Genomic DNA, 25,950 nt, shown 5'->3' with positions numbered 1-25,950 from the left:
AACGCAGAGGAGGGGCTTGGCTGGCCCTCCCTCGGAATCAGACGGATCTCACACGGCGAGATAGCCGCCATCGACGACCAACGTCGAACCTGTGACGTACGTGGACATGTCGGACGCCAGGAAGACGGTGGGCCCCACCAATTCTTCCGGTTCACCGAAGCGTCCCAGCGGGATGCGATTGAGAAACTTCTCCGAGCGCTGCGGGTCACTGGTCGTTGCAGTTGTCATCGGTGTCTTAAACGTGCCAGGTGCGATGCAATTGACGCGAACACCGTCCTTCGCCAGCTCCTGGGCGAGGTTTTGAGTAAGCATTTTCACAGCACCCTTCGATGTCGAATAGCTAATGGAAGTTGCCGTCGACACGAAAGATGCAATGGAAGCCATATTGATGATGGTTCCCTTCGTCGCCCGCAGTGCTGGGACGAATGCCAGGGTAACATTCAGCGTGCCGTCAAGGTTGACCCTCAGGGCCGCGTCCCAGGATTTGCGGACGTCCGGGCTGTCAATCGTGTTGCGAGGGCAAATCCCAGCATTGTTTATGAGGATCGATACCTGCCCGGCGACCTCTTCAACTTCCTTGGCGATTGCGTAGCAGGCGTCTGCGTTGGTGACGTCGAGCGTCCAGGACCAAGCTTCGCCGCCCTTCCTCTTGATCTCGTTGGCTGTCCGCTTAGCGGCTTCGCCGTTAATATCCGTTGCGATGACCCGAGCACCCTGAGCCGCTAGGCCCAGTGCGATTGCAGCTCCGTTCCCCTGACCAGCTCCGGTCACAAACGCAATACGGTCTTTCAGTAGCATGAATTCCTCCTTGGGTGTGTAAGCGAAACCTTCGCATGCAGCATGGATTTATCCCCATATAGCGAATAACTTCGTTGTATGCGAATTTTTTTTGGAGACATCATTTTCTGACGAAATTGGCGGACGCAATGTATATTAAGACACACGAACCGATTTAACTCGCATCGACAGGTCAAAAAATGCTTTTACAGCAGGCTTTTCAAGCGCGAAACAGCCCGTAGAAAATTAGCCGCCGCTTCTCTACAGAAATATTTTATTGACAAATCGCTTCGCTATCAAAGAATATGGGTCGGGGTTTCACGCCCCACGGCAGTGGCGCAAAGGAGTGCGCCGCAGGAGGAGGACGACGCCAAAGCGCGGTCGTCGCACTAGGAGGATTCAGCGTGTCACTGACGCGAGCTTTTGCTCATGCGCACCTATGCGCGTCGCTTATTCAGCACGAATACCGGAGGCGGGCAGCAAGATGACGATATCTGTCGTAGCTCCCCGAGACGAACTGCTTCTGGAAATGTCTGGCGTCTGCAAGATTTTCCCCGGAGTGCGGGCACTTCACGAGATCACCTTTGACGTCCGCGCGGGCGAAGTACATGGCCTCGTCGGGGAAAATGGGGCCGGTAAATCGACGCTTATGGGGGTTGCATCTGGCGCCCTTTTGGCTGAGCAGGGCATTATCAAGATTGCCGCTCGGGAAGTGCGTGGCGATCCCCAACTCGCTCGCGATCTAGGATTGGCAATTGTGCGTCAGGAACCTTCCCTGATGCCAGACCTGACCGTAGGAGAGAACCTCTATCTCGGCTTGCCGGAATCGAAGCGCCCGTCTCTTTCAAACCTGTCGCAATGGGCGGGTCAGTTGCTGCAGCGGTGGAGTTCCGACGTCGCTATCAATGTTAGGGCCCACGTCGTTACCCTCAATCCGGAGCAACGGTTCATCGTTGAAATCGTCAAGGCGCTCGCTTGCGAGCCAAAAGTTCTCGTTCTCGATGAACCGACCGAGCATCTGGCGGCTGAGGACGTTAAAAGACTGTTTGTACGAATTCGGGAAGTGACGGCTCGCGGTGCGGCTGTCATCTACATTTCGCACCGAATTCGCGAGGTGCAAGCAGTGGCCGACCGGCTGACGGTTCTACGGGATGGTGAAGGCCAAGGCACGTACGACGCTTCCACGCTTTCCGAAGACCAGATCGTCTCCCTTATCGTAGGAACATCGCTCGACCGTGCCTTCCCGGAGAAAGCAGGAACCAACATCGGTCCCGCTGTGCTTGACGTGTGTGACTTTTCCGGTCCTGGTTTTTCGAACGTTACATTGAGCGTTAGCAAGGGCGAAATCCTGGGCCTTGCTGGCATCGACGCTAACGGCCAGCGTGAGTTCATGCGGGCGCTTGCCGGGTTGGCTAAAGGACGGGGAACCCTCTCCATCTCGGGAAAATCCCTTATATTTTCATCGACAAAGGATGCGATGGGCGCCGGCGTCTCTTATCTGCCGGGAGACCGCCATCGGGAAGGTATCTTTGCAGACCTGACAGTTCGGGAGAACTTCTCTTCTCGAAGCCCCGCAGCAGATCTGATCGGCGGGTTCGTCAGTCCGGGGTCGGAACAGCGCCGGTCGCGAGATGCCGTAAAGCGATTTGCGGTGAAGACACCTGGTATCGAGACACCAATTCGTTCGCTTTCGGGCGGCAACCAGCAAAAGGTGGTCCTGGCATCGGTCCTAGCCACCAATCCCAGCGTTCTTCTCGTCGATGAACCAACGCAAGGCGTGGACGTCGGCGCTCGCGCCGAGATCTACAAAGTCCTTAGGGACACGGCCGCAAAGGGCGTAGCGGTGATTGTCGTCTCGTCCGATGCCCAGGAAGTTGCAGGGCTTAGCGACCGGGTGGCTATCTTCTCGCGTGGTCAGGTCGTCGAGACCTTGTCTGGCGAGAAGGTGACTGAAGATCACATCACCGCAGCGGTCCTCAAATCAACGAGCCAGCGGGAGAAGGCCTATCATCAAAGCAGCCCGATCTGGAAATGGGCTGCAGGCGACGCGGCGCCGCTTGCGATGGTTGCTGCAGCAATCCTGATCCTTGGCGTGACGGCTGCATTCTGGAACCCGTTCTATATATCCCCCCGAAGTCTCGCCGGAATGATGACCCTCGTCGCCACATTGGCCTTAGTAGCCTACGGGCAGCAGCTTTTGATGCTCGTAGGGGGTATCGACTTGTCAGTCGGGCCGCTAATGGGCTTGTCACAGGTGGTTGCCTCGTTTTTCCTCATCAAGGGCATGCCCATTGAAACGCAGGCGATGGGTTGGGGCCTTGTCATAGTCGTTGCAGCACTTGTCGGTGTGGTCAATTGGATCCTGGTCGACCCGATCAAGCTGCATCCGATGATCGCAACGCTTTCAACCTACATGGCGGTGCAGGCCGTCGCGCTTCTCCTGCGACCCGTACCTGGTGGCATGATCGACGGCACTGTCCTGTCGACCCTGGCAACGCGGATCGGTTTCGTCCCTGTAACGTTCCTAGTCGCAATCGTCGTCGCACTTCTGTTCGAGCTGGCGCTTTATCGGAAAGCCATTGGCGTCTCGATTCGAGGATTTGGGTCTCGCCCCGAGGCGGCTCGCGTAGCCGGTGTCAACCCGCGCCGAACTCGCTTTATTGCCTACGTCGGCTGCTCTGTGATGGCCGGTATCGCATCAATCACAATGATGCAGCAGGTCGGCATCGGCGATCCTCGCTCCGGCCTGGGCTACACGCTTTCCTCGATTGCTGCAGTCGTTATTGGCGGCGCTAGCCTCTTTGGCGGACGAGGCTCATTCGTCGGAGCCCTCCTCGGAGCGATTTTCATCACTCAGATCAACGCCGTCACCTCGTTCCTCAGTCTCGACCAGGCATGGCAATCCTACCTGCTGGGCGGCCTAATCCTTGCAGCAGTGGCACTCTACTCGAAGAGCAGACAGAAGGTGATCGCGGCATGAGTAGCATAGTCTCAGAAAAGGCAACGATGACGTACTCGGACGCACTAGCCGTGAAACTTCGAAATGCGATGACCAACGAGTTCGCCTGGATTTGGGTTGGCACTGCCTTGCTCTTTGCAGTTAGCGCGGCGGTCGCCCCTGGAACGATCCGCGCTGCCTCTATCTACTCGATGCTTCCTTTTGCGGGTATCTTGGCGATCGTGGCGGCCGGGCAGACGATCGTTATCCAGCAACGGGGTCTCGACATGTCTCTCGCAGGAATGATGACGATTTCGGGCCTTGTTTTTGCAAAGCTCGGGTTTGTCACTGGTTCGCTGTTGATTGCGACGCCCGTCACGCTTGTTCTCGCCTACGTGTTCGGCGTTTTCAATGGGCTGCTCGTATCGCGCGTCAACATCACACCGATTGTTGTCACCCTAGCGACGAATGCGATCCTTTTAGGAGCTATCCGCACGATATCCGGCGGCAGCCCTATGAGCGCTCCAAGTGAGCTGGCCGCTTTTTCGCACCAGACACTTTTTGGCGTGCCCATGACGATCATTCTGGCGCTTCTATTTATCATTTTCATCAGCGTCGTTACCCGCCGGACAGTCTTCGGCCGACGGTTTGTGGCAGTCGGGGCTAATCCCGCAGCGGCCACCGCAGCAGGCGTTCCGATCTTACGTTACCAAGTTGCCACCTATGGAATTGCAGCGGTCTGTTTCGCGGTGGCGGGAATTCTCTTCGCAGGGTTCATCGGCTCCGCCTCGCAGACCGCAGGCAACGATTACCTTCTCCCTGCCATCGCTGCCGTTGTCGTTGGCGGAACCCCCTTCACCGGCGGTCGAGGTAGTGTTGTCGCGAGTGGCGTGGCAGCTGTGTTCATGGTTCAGCTGGGACAGATGGTTCTTGCCCTTGGCGCTGGCACAGCCGTCCAGCTTCTGGTCCAGGCGTTGGCCATTATTCTGGCGGTCACCGTTCGATATCTCCCTGAGCTATTTCGGGGCAAGTGAAAATCATCGGGCTAAACCGCCGCGACCGACCAAATAAAATCTGAATGAAATCGAAGGACTACAGTTTTATGAAGGGCATTGAAGGCAACGTGTATGTCGTAACGGGTGGGGCAAGCGGGATCGGCGCAAAAATCGCCGCCGCGCTCGCACAGCTCGGGGCTAAAGTCGCGATCACCGATGTGAACGCAGAGGGAGCCCGCGCGGTGGCGGACCAACTGAGCGCCGAGACCAAGGCGACTGTCCGCGCTTACGGACTGGACGTCACCGACTCCGCCGAGGTTGATCGGATTGCCGCTCAGATCGAGAAGGAGTTGGGTCCAGTTAAAGGGCTTGCCGCAAATGCTGGATATGTCGAAATGCATTCGGCATTCGACTTTCCCGACGAGGCTTGGCGAAAAATCGTCGCCGTCAATCTTGATGGCGTCTTCTATTGCTGTCGCGCATTCGGCAGACAGATGCGTGGACGGGGCGGTTCGATCGTTATCACGTCTTCGATCGCGGCCACGAAGGTCGTTCGGCCGGAGCGAACCGCCGCATATGGCGCGGCGAAGGCGGCAGCAGCTCACCTCGCCGCCCTTCTCGGTGTCGAATGGGCAAGCGAAGGCATTCGCGTGAATTCTGTCGCGCCCGGCTACACCGCTACCCCGATGGTCCGACAAACTCAGCGCACCAATCCGCAGATCGCCGATATCTGGCTGAACGATCAGCCGATTGGCCGCTTCATCGAGCCTTCCGAAATCGCTGACGCCTTTGTCTATCTTCTCTCCGACCTGTCCACGGGCATTACAGGTGCAAGACTCGATGTAGACGGCGGATACACCAAGGGCTGAGCACCTGCGTAATCGAGGAGTGCCCCGAACACTCTGCCTTAAGCAGACACATTCCTAAGCGTTCACCAGTGTCACCGAAATTTGGTTGACGTCGTCGATGCCGAAGGCGGACCAAGGGCGAGAAGGTCGATTTCGCGGGGAAAACGTCCGTGCGAAATCGACCTTTTCGCTTTCCGCAGCGGCAGTTTAAGGAAACCGACCAGCTTCACAATTTGGCGTAACAGAACACGAGAAATACCACGGATTTCAATCGTTTATATTACGGTTTTTATGCAATATGACGGATTCGATATCCTGTTCGTTCATTCGCTATTGACATAACGGTTAGATAAAAGCAAATTTTCAGACGATCGGTTTTATATCGGGAAAGCTCTCGTCGGGAGGACGAAGCTCACGCGCCGCAAGTCGAACGCGACGGTCGACGCGGCTTTATCGACGTCGCTTGGGAGGAGTTTAAAATGACATTTTCAGTGTTCTTTCGTCTAGCACTTATGGGAAGCCTGCTGGCTACCGCCTTAGCAAGGCCCCTATTCGCGGCAGACTTTGCGAAGCTCGGGACAGGCGCCGACATTTCCAAAATCTGCGGCGACAAACCGGCTAGCCTCGCCATGATCGATGGCTACGGCGGAAACACCTGGCGGAAGATTGCATTCCAAGAGATGAAGGACGAAGCGAGCCGTTGCCCGAACGTCAATAAGATCGCTTACTCTGACGCGGGCGGTGACGCACAAAAGTACAACAGCGACATCAACAGTTTTGTAGCTCAGGGCTATGATATCATTATGACATTCGCGGATTTCGGCGATGCCGCACTCCCCGCCTACCGTACAGCAATGCAGGCTGGCGCCGTTGTCGTACCTTACAACGCCAAACTCACGGGGACTCCTGGCGTCGATTACACGGCCAATCCCCATCAGGAAATGACTGAAGTCGGTAGGGAAATGGCCCGTTGGGCAGGCACGAACATCAAGTCGGGCAACGTTGTTTTCCTGGGCGGCTTCCCCGGCGCTGCGACCTCGACTGCGATCATGCAAGGCATTCGCGATGAGGTGAAGAATTACCCGGATCTCAAGCTTCTCGACGAGAACTATGTCGCGACCAACTGGAACCCGGCGGACGCCCAGAAAGTCGTAGCGGGACTGATTGCAAAGTATCCGAAAATCGATGTTGTAATGTCCGACTACGGCGTAATCTCGCTAGCCGGGATCAAAGCATTCCAGGATGCCGGGCTTCCTGTCCCGGCGCAGACCGTCCTCGCAAGCCAGAACGATATCAACTGCAAATACCTGGATGATAAAGCCGCTGGCAAGGGCTGGCAGTACATGTCGCTCGACAGCACGATTACGATTGTTCGCTTCGCGCTACGCCGAGGCCTTGCTGCATTCGAGGGCACAAAGCTGGATGAAACGACGGATCTTGTTCCTCTGACCTATGTCGACAGCTTCAAGAACCAGAATCCGAAGTGCGACAAGAACCTGCCGCCTGATGCAGACTTCACTTCGCTTCTTTCGGCTGATGCCCTGAAGAAGGCCATTCAACAGTAACGACAATTGGGACTACGCGACGGTGCATTGAGCCGTCGCGTCGTAGTTTTCGACCAAGGCACTACGCTCGGCAAGCATCACCAAGGATGGATCATGATTATTCGCAGCGGCTTGATCCGCAACCGCGACGGCGTTGATTTTAAAAGCTTCACACAGCATTGGCGAAACGTTCATGCTCCGCTTGTCGTCAAGATCGACGGCCTTCGTGCGTATTCGCAGAACCATGTACTCAGGCGGCTACAGGCAAGCGAGAGTTCGGCACTGCATCGCGTTGATGGCATTTCGCAGCTCTACTTTGACGATGTCGAAGCAATGAGAGTGTCGATGGCCTCTCCCGAACAGGAGGCGTGTATTGTCGATCTTCGCGGCTTCCTGAGCGACGTCACTCTTCTGATCCAACAGGCTGGCGATTCCGTCTTCATCGGCGACGGTGCCGATTTGCCCTCCAAACACCTGTACCTCCTACATTGCGAGGAGGCGGATCTTGAAGACGCAATCAATCGCATCAGGTCATTGATGACTGAGCGGGGCCAAAGCTGGAAATACCGTATCAACCCGATCATCGCTCGCGACATCGTCGTCGATCAGTCGATCGCGGCGGGTAACCAGGTCGTCGATGCGGTCTTTGAGATTTGGACCGCGTCCGAAGCCGTGAGTGAGGTGGCCGACGCCGTGTTCTCATCGAACAGAGAGATCGAAGTTATCGGCTGCTTCGCAGTTAGTGAATTCGTCGTCATCCCACAGCGCTAATCGAAATGTCCCTGGAGGAGTGAGGATATGAACAAGGTAATTGCCACCGGCATTATCGAGGGCGAAGGTCCGGTGGTAATGTCAGACGGAAGCTTCTGGGCGGTCGAGATGGCCGCTGGACGCGCCTGCGTTTCGCGTGTGAGCTACAAAGATGGAATCGTCCCAACGATTGACGTCGGCGGCCGTCCGAACGGCATGACCATCGACGGGGAGGATAGACTTTGGGTTGCAGAAGCAAGACACGGCGAGGTCATCTGCTATGGTCGGACTGGCGAAATTCTTCGAACAATCGCCCATCCCACGAAGCGCTTTCTCTGGGCGAATGATCTTCGCTTCGGTCCTAACGGACTTCTATATTTGACAGATTCCGGCATTCTCGACACGAAATTTATCACTGGCACCTCTCACGATCCGGCGTATCGTACCTTTGACTACGAAGGATGCATCTTCGAAATTGACCCTGTCGCGGCCAAGGTTCTGCGGACCATCGATGCTGGACTAATGTTCGCGAACGGTCTCGCTTTTCACGAGGATGGGACGCTGTATGTCAATGAGACCCTGACCGGAAATGTGTACCGCTACGATCTCACCCAAGCTGACCCCAAACGGCAATATTTCGGGAACGTGCACCAGCATGGAACCTACCCGGATTGGTCGGGCCCCGACGGTATGGCGTTCGGCGTTGATGGTCGGCTCTACTGCACCGTCTATGGTGAGGGCGGTATTTCGGTTCTCGATACCAATGGAAATCTCGTCGATGTGATCTCCACAAACGGGTCGCGCGCCACGAACATCGCATTCATCGGCAACACGGCAACTGCCATCGTCACCGAGGTCGAGCATTCAGCAGTCGAGTTGGTTGAGATGCCCTGCGCCGGTCTGCCGCTTCATCGCCCTAAACTCGCTCTCTAGACCCAAGGAACCGATCTGCCTCTACCTAGGGGGCGGATCGAATAAACTTGTGGAAGATCACAATCGTCTCATAGACAGAAGCCTGAAACCTAGTATTGCATCGCGATAGCGAAAAATAACTTCTGAGCGAATTCCGGTTAGCAGATGAAAGCATTTTTTGCCTACCCTTATTCTGAACGTGCGGTGACCTCAGCGATTCGTTCGGCCGCCGATCTCCTTACCGGAAGATGGCGCAAGCATGAGAGCCGCCCGAGCCCGCCGATCCTGAAGCATAATTCCAGCCGCGGCTGTGCACCCTTCGTCAGTATCCAACAGTGAACCTTTGCCGTATGTGCCTAGGTCGTTCCAGCTCGTCGACGAGCGCGACGGCATAATCCTCAAAAGAGATTTTGCTAACACCGTCAACGACGAGAAGCTGATCTGAGCCCAAGCGAAACTTTCCCGTTCGCTCGCCCGGCCCGAACCTCGCTGACGGCGAAAAGAACGTCCACTCGAGGTCCTCCACCTCCTTCAGGTAGGCTAGGAAATCCGCACCTTTGTTCGCCTCAGCCTTGAAAGCCTCGGGAAAAGACTGAGTATCGACTAGCTTTTGGCCTGGAGCGACTTCGAGACTGCCAGCACCACCAACAACGATATACCGAAGGACACCAGAAATGCTGACCGCAGCGACGAGCTTATGGCAATCGCTCGCCACAAACTTAACTGCACTGATGACTGCGGCATGACCCCTGAGAAGATCGCCGAGCTTTTCGACGTCACAGACGTCTGCCGCAACTTTTGTCACCCCCTTCAGGTTCTCGATCTTCTCGACGTTTCGGGCAATTGCAGTGACCGTGTGCCCGCGATTGGCAAGCTCACGCAATATGCGTGAACCAACGTTTCCAGACGCGCCGATCAGGGCTACATGTGCCATGACTTTGTTCCTGTTAGTTTCATCAGTAGCGATGGTACGCGTCCTCATCGAGCGCCCGCGCACCGACGTGACCTTCGTGTTACCGAGCTGGAGTGATGGTTGCTCGGCATTCGCCGAAGCCGATCGTCACATAACCGTCGCGACGTCCTCGTGCTCGCAAGATCACCTCATCACCGTCTTCAAGAAAGGCACGTTGCTCGCCGGAAGCCAATTCGACTGGATGCTTTCCGCCTTCCGTCGTTTCAAGCATGCTCCCGAATCCGGTGCGATCCGGTGCGGAGATTGTCCCTGTTCCTAAGAAGTCACCGGGCTGCAGGTTGCAGCCGTTCACAGTGTGATGAGCAATCATCTGCGCGACTGTCCAGTACATGTGCCGAGTATTCGACAAAGACAACCGATGAGGCTGCAAGCCTTGCTTTGCCAGTCCAGGCGTTTGCAACAGAACTTCCAACTCTATGTCGAAGGCGCCGGATTGCTGGTCCTGTTCATCCAATAGATATGCAAGGGGCTCAGGATCTCCTGGTGGACGCTTGGGCTGCGGAATCTGGAAGGGAGCCAAAGCTTCGGGCGTAATGATCCAGGGCGAGATCGTGCTGCCAAAATTCTTTGAGAGGAATGGCCCAAGCGGTTGGTATTCCCAAGCCTGGATATCGCGTGCCGACCAGTCGTTCAGGAGGCAGAAGCCGGCTGCGCTGGCAGAGGCCTTAGATATGGAAATCGGCTCGCCCTGAGGATTACCTTGGCCGATCCAGATTCCCAGCTCTAGCTCGTAGTCCAGTCTCTGTGTGGGTCCAAACCACGGCGCATCAGCGTCAAGTGCCTTCGTTTGTCCCATCGGTCTTTTAATCGATGTCCCAGAAGGCTGAATGGATGAGGCACGGCCGTGATATCCAATCGGAACGTACTTATAGTTCGGCAACAAGGGATTGTCGGGCCTGAACAGCTTTCCGACGTTGATCGCATGATGGATACCTACGTAGAAGTCGGTGTAGTCACCGATCCTGGTAGGAACGTGCATTTTCACATTATCGCAATCGTGCAGGCAACGAGCCACACGCTTGGCTTCTTCCGCTCCCTCCGCGAGCAGTTTCGAAAGTCGCTTGCGTAAAGCGCGGCGCGGACCTTCGCCCAGGGCCAAGAAGGAGTTCAACGTCTCCTGCGAAGCGGCTTCAGCGGCTTCAAAAAGATCGCCTGCAAACAATCCAGCTGTGAGAGCAGCGAAGATATCCAGGATCTTATCGCCGATCCTAACGCCGCCTCTAGGTCGTGCCCCATCATAACTGAAGATGCCGAAGGGCAAGTTTTGGATCGGGAAATCCGAATTATCGTTTGCGGATTCCACCCAGCTCTTCAGCTTCGGGTCATGCGTATGGTCAATTTTTGTCATCTGTTCAGCGCTGGTTCGGGTTGAAGTGCTTCGTCAGCCTTGCTCCATATTGCCCATAGTCTTTTTGGAAAGACGGCGTCTCGGCGGCAAAGGCGGTCACTTTCTGCGGGAATCGCGTTTCGAACATGAAAGCCAGCGTGCCCTCGAGTTTATGAGGCTTTAGGTCCGCATTGCTTGCCTTCTCAAAAGCATCCATGTCCGGCCCGTGGGGCAACATCGTGTTGTGGAGCGAGATGCCGCCAGGTACGAAGCCGCCACCGGTCTTCGCGTCATAGATACCGTAGATTAGACCCATGAACTCGCTCATGACATTCATATGGTACCACGGCGGGCGGAATGTATTCTCCGCTACCAGCCAGCGCTCCGGAAAAATGACAAAGTCGATATTCGCTGTGCCCGGTGTTTCCGACGGCGACGTCAGGACTGTGAAGATCGACGGATCTGCATGGTCATAGAGGACTGGGCCAACCGGCGAATAGCGGCGGAGGTCATATTTGTAAGGGGCATAGTTACCATGCCAAGCGACCACATCGAGCGGCGAGTGCTCGATAGCGGTGACCCAGAGATTGCCAGACCACTTCACATAGAGCTTGGAGGCAACGTCTTTGTCTTCGTACGCCGCAACCGGAGTGAGGAAATCACGCGGGTTCGCAAGGCAGTTGGCGCCAATAGGTCCGCGTTCGGGAAGACTGAATGCACCGCCATAGTTTTCACAGAAATAGCCGCGAGCAGGCCCGTTGACGAGCTCGGCGCGGAACTTAACGCCGCGCGGAATGATTGCGATTTCGCCGGGCTCTATGTCGATGATGCCAAACTCGGTCCAGAAGCGGAGATTGCCATGTTCCGGGACGATGAGCATCTCGCCATCGGCGTTATAGAAATATTCGTCTTCCATCGAACGGGTCGCCAGGTAGACGTGAGCGCCCATCCCTGCCTGGCTACCAGCGTCACCTGCCGTGGTGATCGTACGAATACCTTCGATGAAGCTGAGTTTTTCTTCGGGCAGCGGGATCGGGTCCCAGCGCATCGGAGCGATTGGGGAGTCGACCTCGTGAGCCGGAGCGGTTCGCCAGAGACCGATGTCAGCCTTCTCGAACTTGCCCCAGTTCGCAACTGTCGGACGGATGCGATAGAGCCAAGAGCGCTCATTTGTCGTTCGGGGAGCCGTGAAGGGCGAACCGCTCAGTTGCTCGGCGTATAGGCCGTAAGCAACCTTCTGCGGTGAATTACGGCTAAGGGGAAGAGCACCCGGCAGCGCTTCCGTTTCAAAGCCGTTTCCAAAGCCGGACATGTATCCCTCTTGAATAGCTGATACGCCTGCTTTGTTCTTTGCGGAGAAGGATGGGTTCTGGACATTCATGATATTTTCTCCTAATTCAGTTACAGACGTAACTGTCAATTTTGTAACTATCAACGATGACCATGCTCGATCTTGAAAAGTTCCTTCCCTACCGGCTTAACCGAATTGCCTCGACCGTTTCGAGGGAGTTCCGCACGGTCTACGGCCCTCACCACGACCTCACTATTCCGGAATGGCGCGTCCTCGCGACTTTGGGCCAGTTCGAACAAATGGGCGCTCGCGAAATCGGCCTTCACTCGTCGATGCATAAGACCAAGGTCAGCCGGGCCGTGCGGGCGCTCGAAGACCGTCGCTGGCTTCGCCGGAGAGGCAGCGAAGAAGACCGTCGAGTAGAAATTCTAACGCTTACGACGGCTGGTCGGCGAGCCTATGAGGACATCGTTCCGAGAGCTGTCGCCTTTGAGAAAAATCTTCTGCGGTCGATTGGTCCCGATGCTGACAAGCTCCTTCTTCTGCTTTCAAAGTTAGAGGGATCACTCAACCCCTCACAATATTCGGACTAAGCCGCGTTGTGCGTCACACCAAGGTAGGCTGCACGGACTTTCGGATCATGCAGGAGCTGCTGTCCTGTGCCCGACATGGTGACATTTCCAGTCTCCAGCACATAAGCTCGGTCGGCGATCGCAAGCGCCATATTCGCCATCTGCTCTACGAGCAAGATGGTGATGCCCGCCTTTCGTAAGGACACGATGATCGCAAATATTTCCTGGATGATCTTGGGCGCCAGACCCAGTGATGGTTCATCCAGCAGCAGCAGCTTCGGCTTGCTCATCAACGCCCGGGCAATCGCGAGCATTTGCTGCTCGCCGCCAGATAGGGTCACCGACAGCTGATTTCGCCTTTCGCGTAGGCGCGGGAAGAGATCGAATTGCTTCTCGATTTCATCATCCAACTGAGCTTTCGAAAGTCCTCGAAAGTAGGCGCCAAGACTGAGATTGTCGTAGACTGACTGGTCAGAAAAAACCTGACGACCTTCCGGTGACAAGGCGAGACCACGGGAAACCCGAAGGTGCGGCGGCACTTGAGTGATGTCGTTGCCGTCGAAGGCAATTTTCCCCGACTGGACCGGCATCAGACCTGCTATCCCTTTCAGAAGGGTGCTTTTGCCTGCGCCGTTTCCGCCGACGATTGCGACGACCTCGCCATCCCGCACTTCGATCGATGCGCTTCGGACTGCCGTGATCGGACCGTATGCAAGATGGACATTATCCAATTTTAACATTGGCTGCTCCTTAAGCCGCTTCGACGGCAGCGCCGAGATATGCTTCCATGACGCGCGGGTTGGACTGGACGATATCCGGCGCCCCTTCCGCGATTTTCTGGCCATAATCCAGGACCACCACATGGTCAGAAATGGTCATCACCAGATCCATGTGATGTTCAATCAGTAGGATGGTGACGCCCTCGCCCCGAATACGGACAAGTAATTGCCCAAGTTCGGCAGTCTCCTGTGGATTGAGACCTGCAGCCGGTTCGTCCAGCAACAGCAGCTTCGGTTCGGAAGCTAGCGCACGGGCAAGCTCAACGCGTCTTTGCAGTCCATAAGCCAGGCTTCCAGCAGGAAGATCGGCAAACTGGGTAAGACCGGCGAAAGCAAGGACTTCCTCGACTTTCTGAGACGCTTTGGCCTCCTCTCTCCGCGCTTTAGGCAAACCTAGGAGCGAGGAGAAGAAGCCGTTCTTCATACGCGAATGCTGACCAAGCAAAACATTTTCCCGAACCGACAAATCTTGGAAGAGCCGAAGGTTCTGGAAGGTTCGCGCAATTCCGCGACTGCAAATTTTGTGCACTTTGTCACTGGTAATATCGTCTTCCAGAAGCTTGATACTGCCGCTATCCGCCCGAATAACTCCCGTTAGCATGTTGATGAACGTGCTCTTTCCAGCGCCGTTCGGTCCGATCAGAGCGTGGATATGACCATCCGTCAGTCGAATTGAAACATCCTTTGCCGGGATAACACCACCGAATGCCTTGTTAAGGGAATCAACGGTCATCAGGATGCCACCCGTCGAAACTGTACCCTTGCCCCCGAGCGTCAGCTTTGGCGCCGTTGCAGCGGGACCGGTGGCGACCGGAGTGGCTTGTTTTTTGGGAAGGATGCTCTGCAACACCCCGGCCAGCCCTCTCGGCATAGCGAACAATGCAAAAAGGAGCAGTGCACCATTGACGAAATGTTCAATCCACGTCCACCGGGCAAGAACCGCCCCGATGATCACCAGGCTCACCGAGCCAAGCAGCGGCCCGTAGAGCGACCCGCTACCACCGAAAAGCACAAGCAGCAGAATGAAGACAGAAAGGTTGAAGTTGATGAAGTCGGAGTTGATGTACTGGTTCTGCTGGGCAACCAACGCGCCAGCGAGCCCGCAGGTGACCGCAGCAATCACGAAAGCCAGCACCTTGTACTGGTAGACAGGAACTCCGACCGCTCCCGAAGCGATCTCATCTGCCTGGAGCGATAGGAATGCCCTACCAAAACGGCCTTTCAACAGGTTTCGCAAAAGAAGATGCGTAACGAGACACAGTGCTAGCCCAAACCACACCCACTGCTGCGCGGTGAAAGGCACATCACCGATTGTGAGCGGCTGGATCGCATAGATCCCCATCGGGCCGCCAAAGATATCGGCCCCATCTGCAACCAGTTTCTCGATGACGATCCCGAAAGCAAGCGTGACCATCGCCAGACTTGGTCCCTTCACTCTTAATGAAGGGACTGCGATGAATACGCCGAACACCGCAGATACAACGCAAGCGATGAGCAGCGAGGTCCACGGGCCAAAGCCATAAAGTGTAGTCAGAAGGGCGACCGTGTACGCCCCGGCAGCGAATAGTCCGGCTTGTCCCAGTGACTTCTGTCCCGCATAGCCCAGCAGAACGTTCATGCCCGACGCGCAGAGCAAGTAAACACAAATCATAAACATCGTTCGTAGATAGAACTCGTTTTCGATGAACATGACTGCGATTGCGACAAGCGCTGCCAGGCAAATAGCTCCGATCAGATGGCGCATGAATCAAACCTTATCGATTGCGGCGTGGCCAAAGAGACCCTGAGGGCGGACAGCGAGCACGAGGATAATCAGGCTGAAGACAACGATCTCCCGCCATTGGGCTTCCCAGAGACCGACACCGGACTCAAGAACCCCAAGGATGAAGCCGCCATAAATGCAGCCGCGAGGGTTAGTCAGGCCGCCGATAATCGCACCTGAAAAGGCTTTGAGGGCAAAACCGAGCCCCATAAAGAGAGACGCGGAGGCGATAGGTGCAATCAGAACGCCTGCAAGTCCCGCCAGGGCACTGGACAATGCGAATGCCCCGATCATGACGGCACTCACGTTGATGCCCATGAGGCTCGCCGTTTGGGGCGAGTGGGCGACCGCCATCATGGCTTTGCCAATCTTCGACCGCCGCAAGACGAGGTCGAGAGCCACCATGATGACAACCGCCGCTGCCAGCACGAGGATTTCCTGCGGGCGGACGCCCGCACCTGCGATGCGAACAACGCCGTCACCGAAAGGTGACGGCACCACGACAGGGGCCGGACCCCAGATGGAAAGACCAATGCTTTGGAGAATGACACCAAACCCGATAGTGCTCATTACCCAGTTCATGCCTCGCTTACCGGCAAAGGGACGAACCGCGATCAGAAAAATCAGAATCCCCATGACACCGGCCGCAACCACCGCAGCGACGGCTGCCACCGGATACCGCCAGCCAAGGACAGCGGAGCCAGGAATGGCGGTTAGGTCACTGCTAAGGCCCGAGAGCAGAAGGAGAGCGGTCACGCCGATGAATGCCCCAAACGAGAGGAACTCGCCCTGGGCAAAGTTCATCGTTTTTGTCGTGGTATAGGTGATGCTGAAGCTGAGGGCGATGAGGGCGTAAACGCCCCCAATCGCAAGGCCGCTGACCAAGGCTTGAATGTAAGTCGCGAGCATGACCGCTCCCAATGCTGTCTGTTTTTAAAAAGACTTGCTTATTCGGCGTAGTCCGCTGGTTTCAATGCGGAGACGGTTTCGTCCTTGTAGGGGAGGAGCTTACCACCCTGCCAATGGGTCCAACGGTAGTCCGCTGCTGTCAGCGCATCATGTTGGTCAGCAGTGAAGGGCTTGTTGTAAGTCTTCATGATGCCTTCGACCGGCGTTTGCAGGTCGTCGAGAGCCGCATGGATCTTTGCGCCCTCGGTGCTGTTTGCCTGCTTGATCGCCGCAGCCAGAAGCATCGTGGCGTCATAGCAATGTGCCGAGAAGCTGAAGGCGCTCTTCGACTTCAAATTGGGTTCCAGCCGCTCAAAGAGCTTCTGCTGTGCAGGGGTGCGCTCTTCAGTGATCGTGCGAATGAAGATCGGCTTTTCAGCGAGGGTCGCCCCTGCTGTGTCGTAGAAGCTCGCGTTGTCGGCAGCCCACGAAGCAAGGGTGACTGGCCAGTAATCGATCTTCTGCATGCTGCGAAGGACCTGCGCAATCGGCGTGCCCTGTGCCCAGATGATGACGGTGTCGACACCAGCGGCCTTCAGCTTCTCCAACTGCGAGGTCATGTCCGTGTCGGCAACGCCGAACTTCTCGATGTTGGCAGGCGTCACGCCCTTCTTTTCTGCGAGCGCCTGAAGATCTTTCAGTGCCCCCTGCCCGTAACCTGTCGTCTCAACCATGAAGCCGACATTCTTCGTGCCCGGACGAGCTTTGACGTAAGCAATTAGACCAGCCACTTGAGACCGATCCACCATCGATACGCGGTACATGTAGTTGTCCTGTCCGGGCAACGGCTTGGTAATATCCGTCGCAGACCCAATGCAGCCCATGGACGGGTTTTGCCGTTTGTTCGGGATATGCTTCCAAGCGAGCGCGTTACCGGAATTCGTCGTGCCAAACGTCGCAATGACTTTCTCGCTATCGATCAGATCGCTCATGTTTTGGATGGATTTGGGTGGCTGCGAGAGGTCGTCTCGCACGACGAGGGTCATCTTCTCGCCGAGCAGGCCGCCGGCAGCGTTGATGTCTTCGATCGCAGCTTGAATACCGAGAACACCGGCCTGGCCGCTCAGTGCCGATGGCGATGCTGAAAGGTCGCCGTTCCAACCGACTTTGATATCCTCAGCGGCAGCCGAGAAACCTACTCCCATGACGCTCGCAAGGAGCGCGGCTTTAATAGTCGTTTTTCTGAATGTCATTTAGTCCTCCACTTTTTGTGCGCGTCCGTCGAGTAGCGGCCAATGATTGAGCTTGGAGAGAACAAGGGATGTAAACGCGGTCGCGACCTGCGATCTGTCGCCCGCCTCCGAGGTCGACAGAATTTCTCCTCCAAGCCCGTTCCTCCGAGCTGCCCGGAAATCTATGCGCCCTCGGGCCGGGTATGGATTTTGGATAACTCATACCAAACTCGTTTGCAATAGACGAATATATGTCTTCCGGCTGCGACGGATTTTCAACAATCTCGCTACCTGCAAATTAGTCAGCGATTGCAAGGGGAAGGGGCTGTAACAAAAGGATTCGCCCTTGAGAGAAAGTTGCTATAGACAAAGTCATTTGCATATAGCAATTTACTTCCACTCGGTCACAACTATACCGGAAGGAGACGAAATGACTCGCACCGCCCCGGTCGGTACGAAGCTCTGGATACTGCGATTGGGCGCAACAGAGGGTGACGTTGCCTGGTTTCTTCGGGGAAGAAATTCATCGACCGTCTCCAACCGCAAGCCGGACCACGAGCTGCGTCGGATGCATTCATTCGCGATGCTGATCGAACATCCCGATGTTGGACTTGTTCTCTATGACTGCGGCTCAGCGCCAAATCCGGCCGTGGCTTGGGGGCCCGAGTTTGCCGATGCGTTTCCTTGGGTGGAGTATGCGGACGAGAACCGCCTCGATCAGGCGATTGCCTTGACGGGCCACGACATCAAAGACGTCAAGGCAATCGTCCTCAGCCACCTACACCTCGACCATGGCGGCGGCCTACATTACTTTACTGGAACAAATGTCCCCATTTACGTGCACGAGATCGAACTGAAGCAGGCGTTCTATGCGGTAGCCACCAAGGAAGATTACGGAAACTATCTTCCGGACTATCTTTCGTTCGATCACAACTGGCAGCCCCTTGCTGGCGAAGTCATCGAGATCTTCCAAGGGATGATACTCCATCTCTGGCCCGGACACGCAAACGGCTTGATGGGACTAGTGCTCAACCTGCCGAACTCGGGGCCGATCCTATTTACGAACGACCAGTGTGCACTCAAAGAAAACCTTCAGTCCTTCGAGCCTGCGGGCTGGGGCATGCGCAATCAAGATGTCTGGTACGCTTCAACTCGAAAGATCAAGCGGCTGCTTGAGTTGACGGGAGCAAGGGTCTTCTTCGGTCACGACGAGATTAATTTCAAAAACTTCGAGATGGCGCCCCACAGCTACGACTGAGCTGGAATCAAAAAACTTCAATTGGACTCGCCCGCCTAGTGGTTTGCGAGACTGCGTTTTTGCGTCCCGTGAATGCCAATGGGTTCAACCACATAGGATAACGACAGAGGAGGATTTGTCATGAGAAAACCTAGTCAGGCAATGCCATTTAAGTTCATACACGCGCTGATGTTCACCGCGACCATGGCTCTCAGTTTGAATTTATATAGTCCGATTGAGGCCATTGCGGATGACACAGCAAAGCCAGAGGTGGCCACCCCTTGGCCGGGAGGAACATGGGCACCAGGTGAAGCGGTTTACGGTTCAAAGCTCGAAAAGCAGACGGCCGTCAAAATGCGGGATGGAACTCTGGTTTATGCCGATATCTCTTATCCCACCGACCCTGCAACGGGAGAAAAGGCTCATGGTCCGTTTCCGGTCCTGCTGACGCAAACGCCGTATTTGAACACCAAGCCCACCGCCGGAGACTATTTCGTCAAGCGCGGCTATATCTTCGTAACAGCCTATATTCGTGGCACGACTACATCGGGCGGCGAGTTTGGATTCTTCGACGAGAACGAAGCGAAAGATGGCGCCGAATTAGTCAAATGGGCGGCCACGCAGCTTGAAAACTCAAATGGCGTGGTCGGCCTGAACGGCGGCTCGTACGCTGGGATCAATCAGTTTTTAACCGCCGCTGAACTCGGGCCACATTCGCCGGTAAAGGCGCTTGCGCCCTATTGCATGGGCGCTGAGCTTTATCGCGAACCCTATTATGCTGGCGGCATCCCCACCCAGACCCTTAACTTTCAGCGAGTGATCGGAAGCGCAATGGGCGGCAAGACGGCGAAATCCGGTCAATCTTTCCTGGATGAGGTTACATCCGGCGGCGCACGCGCCTATGATGGGACCTTCTGGGATCTACGAACTGCTGGAAACCTCGCCCAAAAGATTGCGGACGCCGAACTTCCCGTCCTGTTGTGGAGCAATGAAGGCGACATCTACGCGCAGAGTTCGCTCGAACTTTACACCTATCTCCAGAATGCAAGCAGCAAGCGTCCTGTTTTTCAGAAAATGGGCAAAGATCAGAAACCGTCGGGCAAAATCCACATCGTTATGGGCCAGGGCGGTCATTGCGAAAACATCGACGATCGGATCACGCTGGAATGGTACGACACCTGGCTCAAGGGCGCGAAGACCGGAATCGATCAGACTTCGATGCCGATCCACGTCCACGAAATGATTTCAAATCGCTGGTTCAATACGGGCGTCTATCCGCCGGTCAGCAACTATACGCGATATTACCTATCTGCAGATCGGACGCTGTCACAGAACTTGCCCAATACGACCACCAAAGATGCAATCACCTGGGCTCAGCCTGGTGCGGGAAGCGTTCTCCAATACGACTCGCCTGTCTTTACCGAAGGAGCGACGATTGCTGGGCCGATCAGCGCATCAATCTACGCCTCATCCAACACCTCCAACATCGAGCTGATCGCAACGGTCGAAGCCGTCGACCCTGATGGTGGCGTAACAAAAGTGTCCTCTGGAACTTTGTTGGCAAGTTTGTCAGAAAATGATCCCGAACGTTCCTGGTCGGATGCAGCCGGAATTCCGGTCCGGCCCTACGGCAGATATCTTGACGACAAGCCTATCGCTCCGGGGTCGATCCGCAGGTATGATTTTGCTGTTTCCTCGCGGTTCGTATCTATCCCGCCGGGCAGCAAGCTCAGGCTCACGCTTACAACGCAAACGCCTACCGACAAATGCTCTCCTTCCCTTGGGCTTGATCCTTGCTTCCCGACGGCCCCCCAGGCAGCATCACTTGCAGGAAACATCACGACTCTCTACTTCGGCCCCCAAAACAGTTCGTCGCTCAATCTTCCTCTTGCTCAATTCAAGTGCTGGGCATCGAGCGATAATCCCGGGATTCCCTTTTGGAAGGACGATGCACCCGTAGCAGGCGACGGCCCCTGCCAAGTGCGTGCCGACGATTGAGAGCTGAAATCATGGGAGCGTGGCGACCGCCCGCTCCCATGATTGTGCGCTCGCTAGTGCATGCGAAAAGCAGGATTCACAATCCGTCTTCCACAGTACCGCCAGGAAGAACTGGATAAGAGCGCTCAATGCCGGATGGCCACGGTGTTCTCTCTAGCGCACGTAACTCTATCGTACGCGGTCAAGCTCCTGAAGAATACTGGCCCTTAAAATTTGCAGAAGGGTAGCCCTCCGATTGTCACGACCTGATCCGTGAGATAAATGGCAAGCCTCTGTTGAAGCGAGCCATCGTTGTTCCTTCTCGCACAGGCGACCCCGCCGTCGACGCCGAATCGCTGAGTTCGGCCCTTTTCACCATTGAAAATTCTGCAACTTCCCGATCCCAGTAGACCAGTTGCGGCAAGCCGCTGATTTCAAGGTACGGCATCGCTTGCATAGCTGCGCTTTCGCGACATCGTGAAAAGGCCAGCAGCAACAAGTGTAGTGGCGCCAGTAATCCAGTAATTCCATTCCGTCCCAAGTCTGAGGAATGGGGTTGTGCTCATTATCAACTGGATTAGTGCCGCTCCGAACGCTGTGGCAAGAAACGACCCCCTTCCCCCAGAGATCGCTGCACCGCCGACCACGACCGACGTAATGCTCATCAGCGTGTAGTCGACACCGGCGGTAGGCACCCCCACCCCTATCTCACCCGCTATCATCAAGCCCGCGATGCCAGCCAACAGTCCGGATAGCGTGAACATCAGCAAGGTCATTTTCCCGCGACTTACACCTAGCTTGAATGCAGATGCAGGATCGGAGCCACTGGCGCGAACAGATCGGCCGATACGACTGCGGTACAATAAAAACTCCAGGCCGAGCACGACGACAATCAGGATTCCAAGAGCAATTGGAAAAAAGCTGGCGCGAGTGGAGAAGATATCGTGAAGCACGATGCTGATCGTGCCACCAGGCAGCGGTCGTAGGAGAAGCGAAAGTCCCTGGAAACCGAAAAATGTCCCGAGCGTAACGACCATTGAGGGTAACCCCAGGGTCTCGATCACTGCACCCTGCAGCAATCCCAGCGCTGCCGTTATCAACAGGACGGTCAGGAGCCCCAGCCCGATCGTGGTGAGACCCGCCCCTTCTGGCGTCAGATAAGATGACAAGACGACGACGAACCCGATCAGTGGACCAACGGAAAGATCGATTTCGCCCAGCAAGATTGTGCAAAGTTGCGCTAGAGAAACAATCCCCAGTGCAGAGACAAACAACAAAATCGGCCCCAGCGAGAACGGAGTTAAGAAACGGTGATTGGCAGATGAAGCTGCCAATCCGACAACTGCAATCAAGATCATCAGCACAAGAACAGGCATGTAAACTGATGACAGTCCTGCCGACAGGAAACTCGTTCGTTTCGCATCTCTCGCTCGCGACGGTTCGCCGCTCTGTGCGCCTTGATCATCAGTCGCGCCAAGATTGGCGGCAGTGATGTTGTGATCGTTTACGTCGTCGCCTGCCAGCTCCGCAATGACTTGACCACGGCCAAACACATAAACGCGGTCGCAAAGTCCCTGCAATTCAACGCCGTCGGATGAGCAAACGAAGACTGGTATCCCTTCGTCCGCGAGCTTGCGGAGTTGCCTATAAATTTCTGCACGAGCTCCAACATCGACGCCCTTGGTTGGTTCATCGACGATCAGAATGCGCGGTTTGTCGGCAACTTCTCTTCCGATCAGAACTTTCTGCTGATTTCCACCGGACAACTGCCCAACAGGAGTTTCGACATCGGCGGTCTTGATCTGAAACGTCCGAACCCCTGCCTCTGCCTCCTGCCGTTCAAGCGTGGGCATCATCAAACCACCATGCGCGACCTTTTTCTCCAGCCCGATCGAAAAATTCTCTCGCACTGATAGCGACAGGAAAAGCCCCTCATGGTGGCGATCATCCGGGACGAATGCGATTCCTGCAGAGCGGGCAGCCGCTCTTCCGGATTTGGCTAACGACTTTCCGCCGATTTCGATTTCGCCGGACCGCCAAACCTCAGCCCCGGCCAACGCACGGATGAACTCGCGTTGCCCCTGTCCTTCGACGCCAACAACCCCAACGATCTCGCCCCTTCGCGCAGCGAGCGATACTTTCCAGAACCCGCTTCCAGACAAGTCTCGGATCTGCAGCACCGGGGTTATATCGTGATCCAGCGCTTGCGTCTTCTCGGGGAAAGCCTGTTCAAGTGCGTGCCCGACGATAAGTTCGACAACTTCCTTCGAACTGAAAGCCTCCGCGGGCCTGTCGGCGACAAGCCTTCCATCGCGCAGAACGGCGATGCGATCAGAAATCTGGGCTACATCCTGCAGTCGATGCGAAATATAGACAACTGCCTTTCCCTGTTGTTTCAGCTCCAGAATGAGTTTGAACAACTGGTGGACATCGGCTTCCTGAAAGGGTTCGGTTGGTTCGTCAAAGACGATAACACGGGGATCAGAAGCCAGCGCGCGGCCAATCTCGACAACGTGGCGCTGCGCGATGTTGAGGTCCTTTATGAGTTCGCTGGGGTGTGGCTGCAGTGCAGGTGTCGCAATCCGAGATAGAAGAACCGCAGCTTTTCGCCTGCCAACATATCCTTCAAACCCATCCGCGACGAGCGAAAAGCATTCCAAGACGGTAAGATCGGGTGGTAGTGCCGGATGCTGATAGGCGACCGCAATTCCTGCCCTCCGCATCGTTTCCGAGGAGGGCCGCGAGACTAGCGAACCATTGACGCGAAGTTCCCCAGCGCTCGGCGCAAGTGCGCCTGCCGCGATGGTTATGAGCGTAGATTTGCCCGCGCCATTCTCTCCGACGATCGAAAGAATTTCACCGGCATGTACTGCCAAGCTGACGTTTGATAACGCCTTTACAGTCCCGAAATCGCGGCTGATTGCACAAAGCTCGACCGCCGGAGGGGAATTCTTGTTCATGATCCTATACCCCGTGACAATCTTAGCGATTTAGCCTGCGGGCGAATTCAGGCAGAGCGACACCCGCAATCACAATCATTGCTTGGACGATATTCTGAACTGATCGCGGTATTCCCAGCGACACCAGCAACTGGTCGAGATAGGTCAGAAATACGACGCCGATTGCAGTTGCTATGACGCTGGATCGCTCGCCTGACAGTGCGTTTCCACCCACCACGAATGCGGCAACTGTGGTCAACATGTACGGGTTGCCGGAAAACACCGTTGGGGTCGTCAGGTATCCCGCAAGCAGCACACCAGCCATCGCAAAGAAAATTCCGGAAATCCCATAGGTGAGAAGCTGATAGCCCCGGACGGATATGGCAAGCATCGATGCCGCATGGGGGTTTGTGCCCACGGCGACAAAGCGTCGCCCTATTACGCTCGCATTCAACATGAAAGCCATCACTGCGACGGCTAGCAAGAAAATCAAGAAGATGACTGGAACTCCAGCGACCCGGTCCGTCGAAAACGCGATGAGATTGAGAGGAGCGGTACCTGGCACACCCCCAGTAAGCCTCACTGTTACTCCCAACAGAAGGGCGTTGACGCCGATCGTCGTCACGACGGGTGCCACACCTAACACCGCGACGAAAAATCCGGCCAATATACCTGAGGCCAATCCAGCGAGCAGGGCGAGCACCAGGAAGAGGACAATTTCACCGGCACTCGAATTGGAAGGCGCCATCGTTGCGATGACGGCGGCGAGTGATATGACGCCAGCAACGGAGAGGTCAAAGCCCCGCTGTTGGATCACCAAATGCTGACCAAGGCCCGCGAGACCCAAAATTGCTACGAATGGAAGCATCGCTTGCCAGACGCCTATCGTGACTGTGCTGGGCGCAAGCAGTCCGCCAACAATGACCAGGACCACCAGGGCCGTTATCGCGCGGACCGTCGGCCGCTTCAAAGCTTTCGTCATTCTATCCGATTTTCCGATTGTATAAGGCGGCCTTGGCCGACGTTAGCTCGGCCAAGGGTCAGTCGGATTTGATCGTGTTACTTTGCCAGGAGCTTGTTTAACTGATCCTTCGACAGCTGCGTCGAAACAGCAGCGATGTCGGGCGGCAGGTCTGAGCTGCAAACCGGTTGCATCTTGGTGTCCGTACTGTCTTCGACAATCGTCGGCATGATGATCGACGGCTCAGTATTGTTGAGGCCCTCGGCTGCAGCTACACCCTTGCGCAGGGCGACGCGGATGATCCAGTTGAAGGCCGATTCAGTGCCAATTTGGAACTGAGGTTCGTTGGCCTTCTCCTTCTTCCAGAAGCACGAAAGCTCGTTCGCTGCCTGCGAGGTGACGATTGGAATGGGTCGACCCGCCTCCTTGAACGCGCGAAGGGCTCCCATAACGCCGTTTCCATAGTCGGAATAGATGGCGTCGATTTGTGGATATTTGGCGAGGAGCGCGGGCGTCAACTTTTGGTACTGGGCTGGATCCCAGTTTGTCACGATCGGATCCTCCAGAATCCTGAGATCGGGATATTCCTTTGCAACCTTTTCAAGCCCTGCTTTCTGTCCCGCCGTTTGAGGTGCGCCGGGCGTTCCGCCGTAAACCAGCACGTTCCCCTTGCCGTTCAGACGTTGGGCAATCCACTTCATCCATACGCCGCCCATGTCTGACTGGCTGGCGGTGACGTTCACAAGGTAGTCGACCCCTGGGGTGCCCGGGAAATCGACACCAGACTGCCAAAGCACGACAGCGATACCAGCTTGAGTAGCTTCTTTGGTTGCCCGCAAAACAGCTTCGCCGCTGTCAGCGAAGATGATGATCACGTCGTAGCCCTGCGCGGCCAGTGATTGGATGTCCGAAATCTGCTTTTGCGGATTTCCTTGAGCGTCGACGTATGCGACCTCGGTGATATTCGGGCACTTCGACGCTTCGTCTTCAAGCTCGGCGCGCGAAATCTTGCGCCACGTATTGCCACCGAATCCGTCGGAATAGGCTACGCGAATCTTCTTCGTTCCACAGAACTTGTCCATGGACTGCAGATCTGCTGCGCTACCCACGCGCTTGGGAGCAACATCTATTTGAGCAAATGGTCTATCGTTCTGAGCAGAGGCCCAGCCGGCGCCAGCCAAAAGCACGGATATGAGCGCGATCGATGCAAGCGCTTTTGCGGTATTCATCATTTCCTCCTCTTTGGAT

The 25,950-nt window shown here is 55.8% G+C and carries 20 protein-coding genes; 9 read left to right on the top strand and 11 right to left on the bottom strand.

Annotation, left to right across the window (positions count from 1 at the left end; genetic code table 11):
* Positions 1-48 precede the first annotated feature (48 nt).
* Positions 49-798 carry an SDR family NAD(P)-dependent oxidoreductase gene (locus tag AB4Z52_RS18785; protein ID WP_442219434.1) on the bottom strand — a complete coding sequence of 250 codons (750 nt, stop codon included), beginning with the start codon at positions 796-798 and terminating at the stop codon, positions 49-51.
* A 463-nt stretch (positions 799-1,261) separates the two neighbouring features.
* Between AB4Z52_RS18785 and AB4Z52_RS18780 the strand changes: the two genes are divergently transcribed.
* The 6 genes from AB4Z52_RS18780 to AB4Z52_RS18755 all read left to right on the top strand — a co-directional run bounded on the left by AB4Z52_RS18780 (position 1,262) and on the right by AB4Z52_RS18755 (position 8,785).
* Entirely contained in the window at positions 1,262-3,757 is a 2,496-nt protein-coding gene (locus tag AB4Z52_RS18780) for an ATP-binding cassette domain-containing protein (protein WP_442219433.1), read from the top strand.
* On the top strand, positions 3,754-4,749 hold the full coding sequence (locus AB4Z52_RS18775; protein WP_442219432.1) for an ABC transporter permease: 996 nt from the start codon (positions 3,754-3,756) through the stop codon (positions 4,747-4,749). Before AB4Z52_RS18780 ends, AB4Z52_RS18775 begins: the two co-directional genes overlap by 4 nt.
* 68 nt (positions 4,750-4,817) lie before the next feature.
* Positions 4,818-5,579 (top strand): SDR family NAD(P)-dependent oxidoreductase, encoded by a 762-nt coding sequence (locus tag AB4Z52_RS18770; protein ID WP_442219431.1) that lies wholly within the window; start codon positions 4,818-4,820, stop codon positions 5,577-5,579.
* Between the two features lie 458 nt (positions 5,580-6,037).
* Entirely contained in the window at positions 6,038-7,123 is a 1,086-nt protein-coding gene (locus AB4Z52_RS18765) for a substrate-binding domain-containing protein (RefSeq protein ID WP_442219430.1), read from the top strand.
* 93 nt (positions 7,124-7,216) lie between these two features.
* Positions 7,217-7,873 carry an EthD family reductase gene (locus tag AB4Z52_RS18760; protein ID WP_442219429.1) on the top strand — a complete coding sequence of 219 codons (657 nt, stop codon included), beginning with the start codon at positions 7,217-7,219 and terminating at the stop codon, positions 7,871-7,873.
* Positions 7,874-7,900: 27 nt separating this feature from the next.
* Positions 7,901-8,785: an SMP-30/gluconolactonase/LRE family protein gene (locus AB4Z52_RS18755; protein ID WP_442219428.1), complete on the top strand. Its 885-nt coding sequence runs from the start codon at positions 7,901-7,903 to the stop codon at positions 8,783-8,785.
* A gap of 301 nt (positions 8,786-9,086) precedes the next feature.
* Here AB4Z52_RS18755 and AB4Z52_RS18750 read toward each other — a convergent pair whose 3' ends face one another.
* From AB4Z52_RS18750 to hmgA, 3 genes are all read right to left on the bottom strand, one after another.
* Complete coding sequence (locus AB4Z52_RS18750; RefSeq protein WP_442219427.1) at positions 9,087-9,698, bottom strand: NAD(P)-dependent oxidoreductase; 612 nt, start codon at positions 9,696-9,698, stop codon at positions 9,087-9,089.
* A gap of 79 nt (positions 9,699-9,777) precedes the next feature.
* A complete protein-coding gene (gene fahA / locus AB4Z52_RS18745) occupies positions 9,778-11,085 on the bottom strand; it encodes a fumarylacetoacetase (protein WP_442219426.1) in 1,308 nt (435 codons plus the stop codon).
* Positions 11,086-11,089: 4 nt separating this feature from the next.
* Positions 11,090-12,445: a homogentisate 1,2-dioxygenase gene (gene hmgA, locus AB4Z52_RS18740; RefSeq protein WP_442219425.1), complete on the bottom strand. Its 1,356-nt coding sequence runs from the start codon at positions 12,443-12,445 to the stop codon at positions 11,090-11,092.
* Positions 12,446-12,501: 56 nt separating this feature from the next.
* Here hmgA and AB4Z52_RS18735 point away from each other — a divergent pair, with 56 nt between their 5' ends.
* Complete coding sequence (locus AB4Z52_RS18735) at positions 12,502-12,948, top strand: MarR family winged helix-turn-helix transcriptional regulator (RefSeq protein WP_442219424.1); 447 nt, start codon at positions 12,502-12,504, stop codon at positions 12,946-12,948.
* Here the strand turns inward: AB4Z52_RS18735 and AB4Z52_RS18730 are convergent.
* Genes AB4Z52_RS18730 through AB4Z52_RS18715 form a run of 4 tightly spaced genes read right to left on the bottom strand, consistent with a single transcriptional unit; the run spans position 12,945 to position 17,609 of the window.
* Complete coding sequence (locus AB4Z52_RS18730) at positions 12,945-13,667, bottom strand: ABC transporter ATP-binding protein (protein ID WP_442219423.1); 723 nt, start codon at positions 13,665-13,667, stop codon at positions 12,945-12,947. The two genes, AB4Z52_RS18735 and AB4Z52_RS18730, sit on opposite strands and share 4 nt — an antisense overlap.
* A 10-nt stretch (positions 13,668-13,677) precedes the next feature.
* Positions 13,678-15,450: a branched-chain amino acid ABC transporter ATP-binding protein/permease gene (locus AB4Z52_RS18725; RefSeq protein WP_442219422.1), complete on the bottom strand. Its 1,773-nt coding sequence runs from the start codon at positions 15,448-15,450 to the stop codon at positions 13,678-13,680.
* A gap of 3 nt (positions 15,451-15,453) precedes the next feature.
* Positions 15,454-16,377: a branched-chain amino acid ABC transporter permease gene (locus AB4Z52_RS18720; RefSeq protein WP_442219421.1), complete on the bottom strand. Its 924-nt coding sequence runs from the start codon at positions 16,375-16,377 to the stop codon at positions 15,454-15,456.
* Positions 16,378-16,415: 38 nt separating this feature from the next.
* Positions 16,416-17,609 (bottom strand): ABC transporter substrate-binding protein, encoded by a 1,194-nt coding sequence (locus tag AB4Z52_RS18715; protein ID WP_442219420.1) that lies wholly within the window; start codon positions 17,607-17,609, stop codon positions 16,416-16,418.
* A 409-nt stretch (positions 17,610-18,018) separates the two neighbouring features.
* On the opposite strand from AB4Z52_RS18715, the gene AB4Z52_RS18710 reads away from it, so the two are divergent.
* A complete protein-coding gene (locus AB4Z52_RS18710) occupies positions 18,019-18,846 on the top strand; it encodes an N-acyl homoserine lactonase family protein (RefSeq protein ID WP_442219419.1) in 828 nt (275 codons plus the stop codon).
* A 120-nt stretch (positions 18,847-18,966) separates the two neighbouring features.
* The gene (locus AB4Z52_RS18705) at positions 18,967-20,823 is read left to right on the top strand and encodes a CocE/NonD family hydrolase (RefSeq protein WP_442219418.1); all 1,857 of its coding nucleotides are present in this window, start codon (positions 18,967-18,969) and stop codon (positions 20,821-20,823) included.
* Positions 20,824-21,236: 413 nt separating this feature from the next.
* Here AB4Z52_RS18705 and AB4Z52_RS18700 read toward each other — a convergent pair whose 3' ends face one another.
* From AB4Z52_RS18700 to AB4Z52_RS18690, 3 genes are all read right to left on the bottom strand, one after another.
* A complete protein-coding gene (locus tag AB4Z52_RS18700; RefSeq protein ID WP_442219417.1) occupies positions 21,237-23,762 on the bottom strand; it encodes an ATP-binding cassette domain-containing protein in 2,526 nt (841 codons plus the stop codon).
* Positions 23,763-23,784: 22 nt separating this feature from the next.
* Entirely contained in the window at positions 23,785-24,723 is a 939-nt protein-coding gene (locus tag AB4Z52_RS18695) for an ABC transporter permease (RefSeq protein ID WP_442219416.1), read from the bottom strand.
* A 77-nt stretch (positions 24,724-24,800) separates the two neighbouring features.
* Positions 24,801-25,889, bottom strand: coding sequence for a substrate-binding domain-containing protein (locus tag AB4Z52_RS18690; RefSeq protein WP_442219415.1), 1,089 nt, complete (start codon positions 25,887-25,889; stop codon positions 24,801-24,803).
* Positions 25,890-25,950 lie beyond the last annotated feature (61 nt).

This window comes from Rhizobium sp. 2YAF20, assembly GCF_052114685.1.
Taxonomy (GTDB): Bacteria; Pseudomonadota; Alphaproteobacteria; order Rhizobiales; family Rhizobiaceae; genus Rhizobium.
This window is presented reverse-complemented; position numbering and strand designations above follow the sequence as displayed.

Excerpts from the sequence above, each read along its gene's own strand:
- AB4Z52_RS18785 (WP_442219434.1), bottom strand. The coding sequence starts at position 798 with ATGCTACTGAAAGACCGTATTGCGTTTGTGACCGGAGCTGGTCAGGGG.
- AB4Z52_RS18780 (WP_442219433.1), top strand. The coding sequence starts at position 1,262 with ATGACGATATCTGTCGTAGCTCCCCGAGACGAACTGCTTCTGGAAATG.
- AB4Z52_RS18775 (WP_442219432.1), top strand. The coding sequence starts at position 3,754 with ATGAGTAGCATAGTCTCAGAAAAGGCAACGATGACGTACTCGGACGCA.
- AB4Z52_RS18770 (WP_442219431.1), top strand. The coding sequence starts at position 4,818 with ATGAAGGGCATTGAAGGCAACGTGTATGTCGTAACGGGTGGGGCAAGC.
- AB4Z52_RS18765 (WP_442219430.1), top strand. The coding sequence starts at position 6,038 with ATGACATTTTCAGTGTTCTTTCGTCTAGCACTTATGGGAAGCCTGCTG.
- AB4Z52_RS18760 (WP_442219429.1), top strand. The coding sequence starts at position 7,217 with ATGATTATTCGCAGCGGCTTGATCCGCAACCGCGACGGCGTTGATTTT.
- AB4Z52_RS18755 (WP_442219428.1), top strand. The coding sequence starts at position 7,901 with ATGAACAAGGTAATTGCCACCGGCATTATCGAGGGCGAAGGTCCGGTG.
- AB4Z52_RS18750 (WP_442219427.1), bottom strand. The coding sequence starts at position 9,698 with ATGGCACATGTAGCCCTGATCGGCGCGTCTGGAAACGTTGGTTCACGC.
- fahA (WP_442219426.1), bottom strand. The coding sequence starts at position 11,085 with ATGACAAAAATTGACCATACGCATGACCCGAAGCTGAAGAGCTGGGTG.
- hmgA (WP_442219425.1), bottom strand. The coding sequence starts at position 12,445 with ATGAATGTCCAGAACCCATCCTTCTCCGCAAAGAACAAAGCAGGCGTA.
- AB4Z52_RS18735 (WP_442219424.1), top strand. The coding sequence starts at position 12,502 with ATGACCATGCTCGATCTTGAAAAGTTCCTTCCCTACCGGCTTAACCGA.
- AB4Z52_RS18730 (WP_442219423.1), bottom strand. The coding sequence starts at position 13,667 with ATGTTAAAATTGGATAATGTCCATCTTGCATACGGTCCGATCACGGCA.
- AB4Z52_RS18725 (WP_442219422.1), bottom strand. The coding sequence starts at position 15,450 with ATGCGCCATCTGATCGGAGCTATTTGCCTGGCAGCGCTTGTCGCAATC.
- AB4Z52_RS18720 (WP_442219421.1), bottom strand. The coding sequence starts at position 16,377 with ATGCTCGCGACTTACATTCAAGCCTTGGTCAGCGGCCTTGCGATTGGG.
- AB4Z52_RS18715 (WP_442219420.1), bottom strand. The coding sequence starts at position 17,609 with ATGACATTCAGAAAAACGACTATTAAAGCCGCGCTCCTTGCGAGCGTC.
- AB4Z52_RS18710 (WP_442219419.1), top strand. The coding sequence starts at position 18,019 with ATGACTCGCACCGCCCCGGTCGGTACGAAGCTCTGGATACTGCGATTG.
- AB4Z52_RS18705 (WP_442219418.1), top strand. The coding sequence starts at position 18,967 with ATGAGAAAACCTAGTCAGGCAATGCCATTTAAGTTCATACACGCGCTG.
- AB4Z52_RS18700 (WP_442219417.1), bottom strand. The coding sequence starts at position 23,762 with ATGAACAAGAATTCCCCTCCGGCGGTCGAGCTTTGTGCAATCAGCCGC.
- AB4Z52_RS18695 (WP_442219416.1), bottom strand. The coding sequence starts at position 24,723 with ATGACGAAAGCTTTGAAGCGGCCGACGGTCCGCGCGATAACGGCCCTG.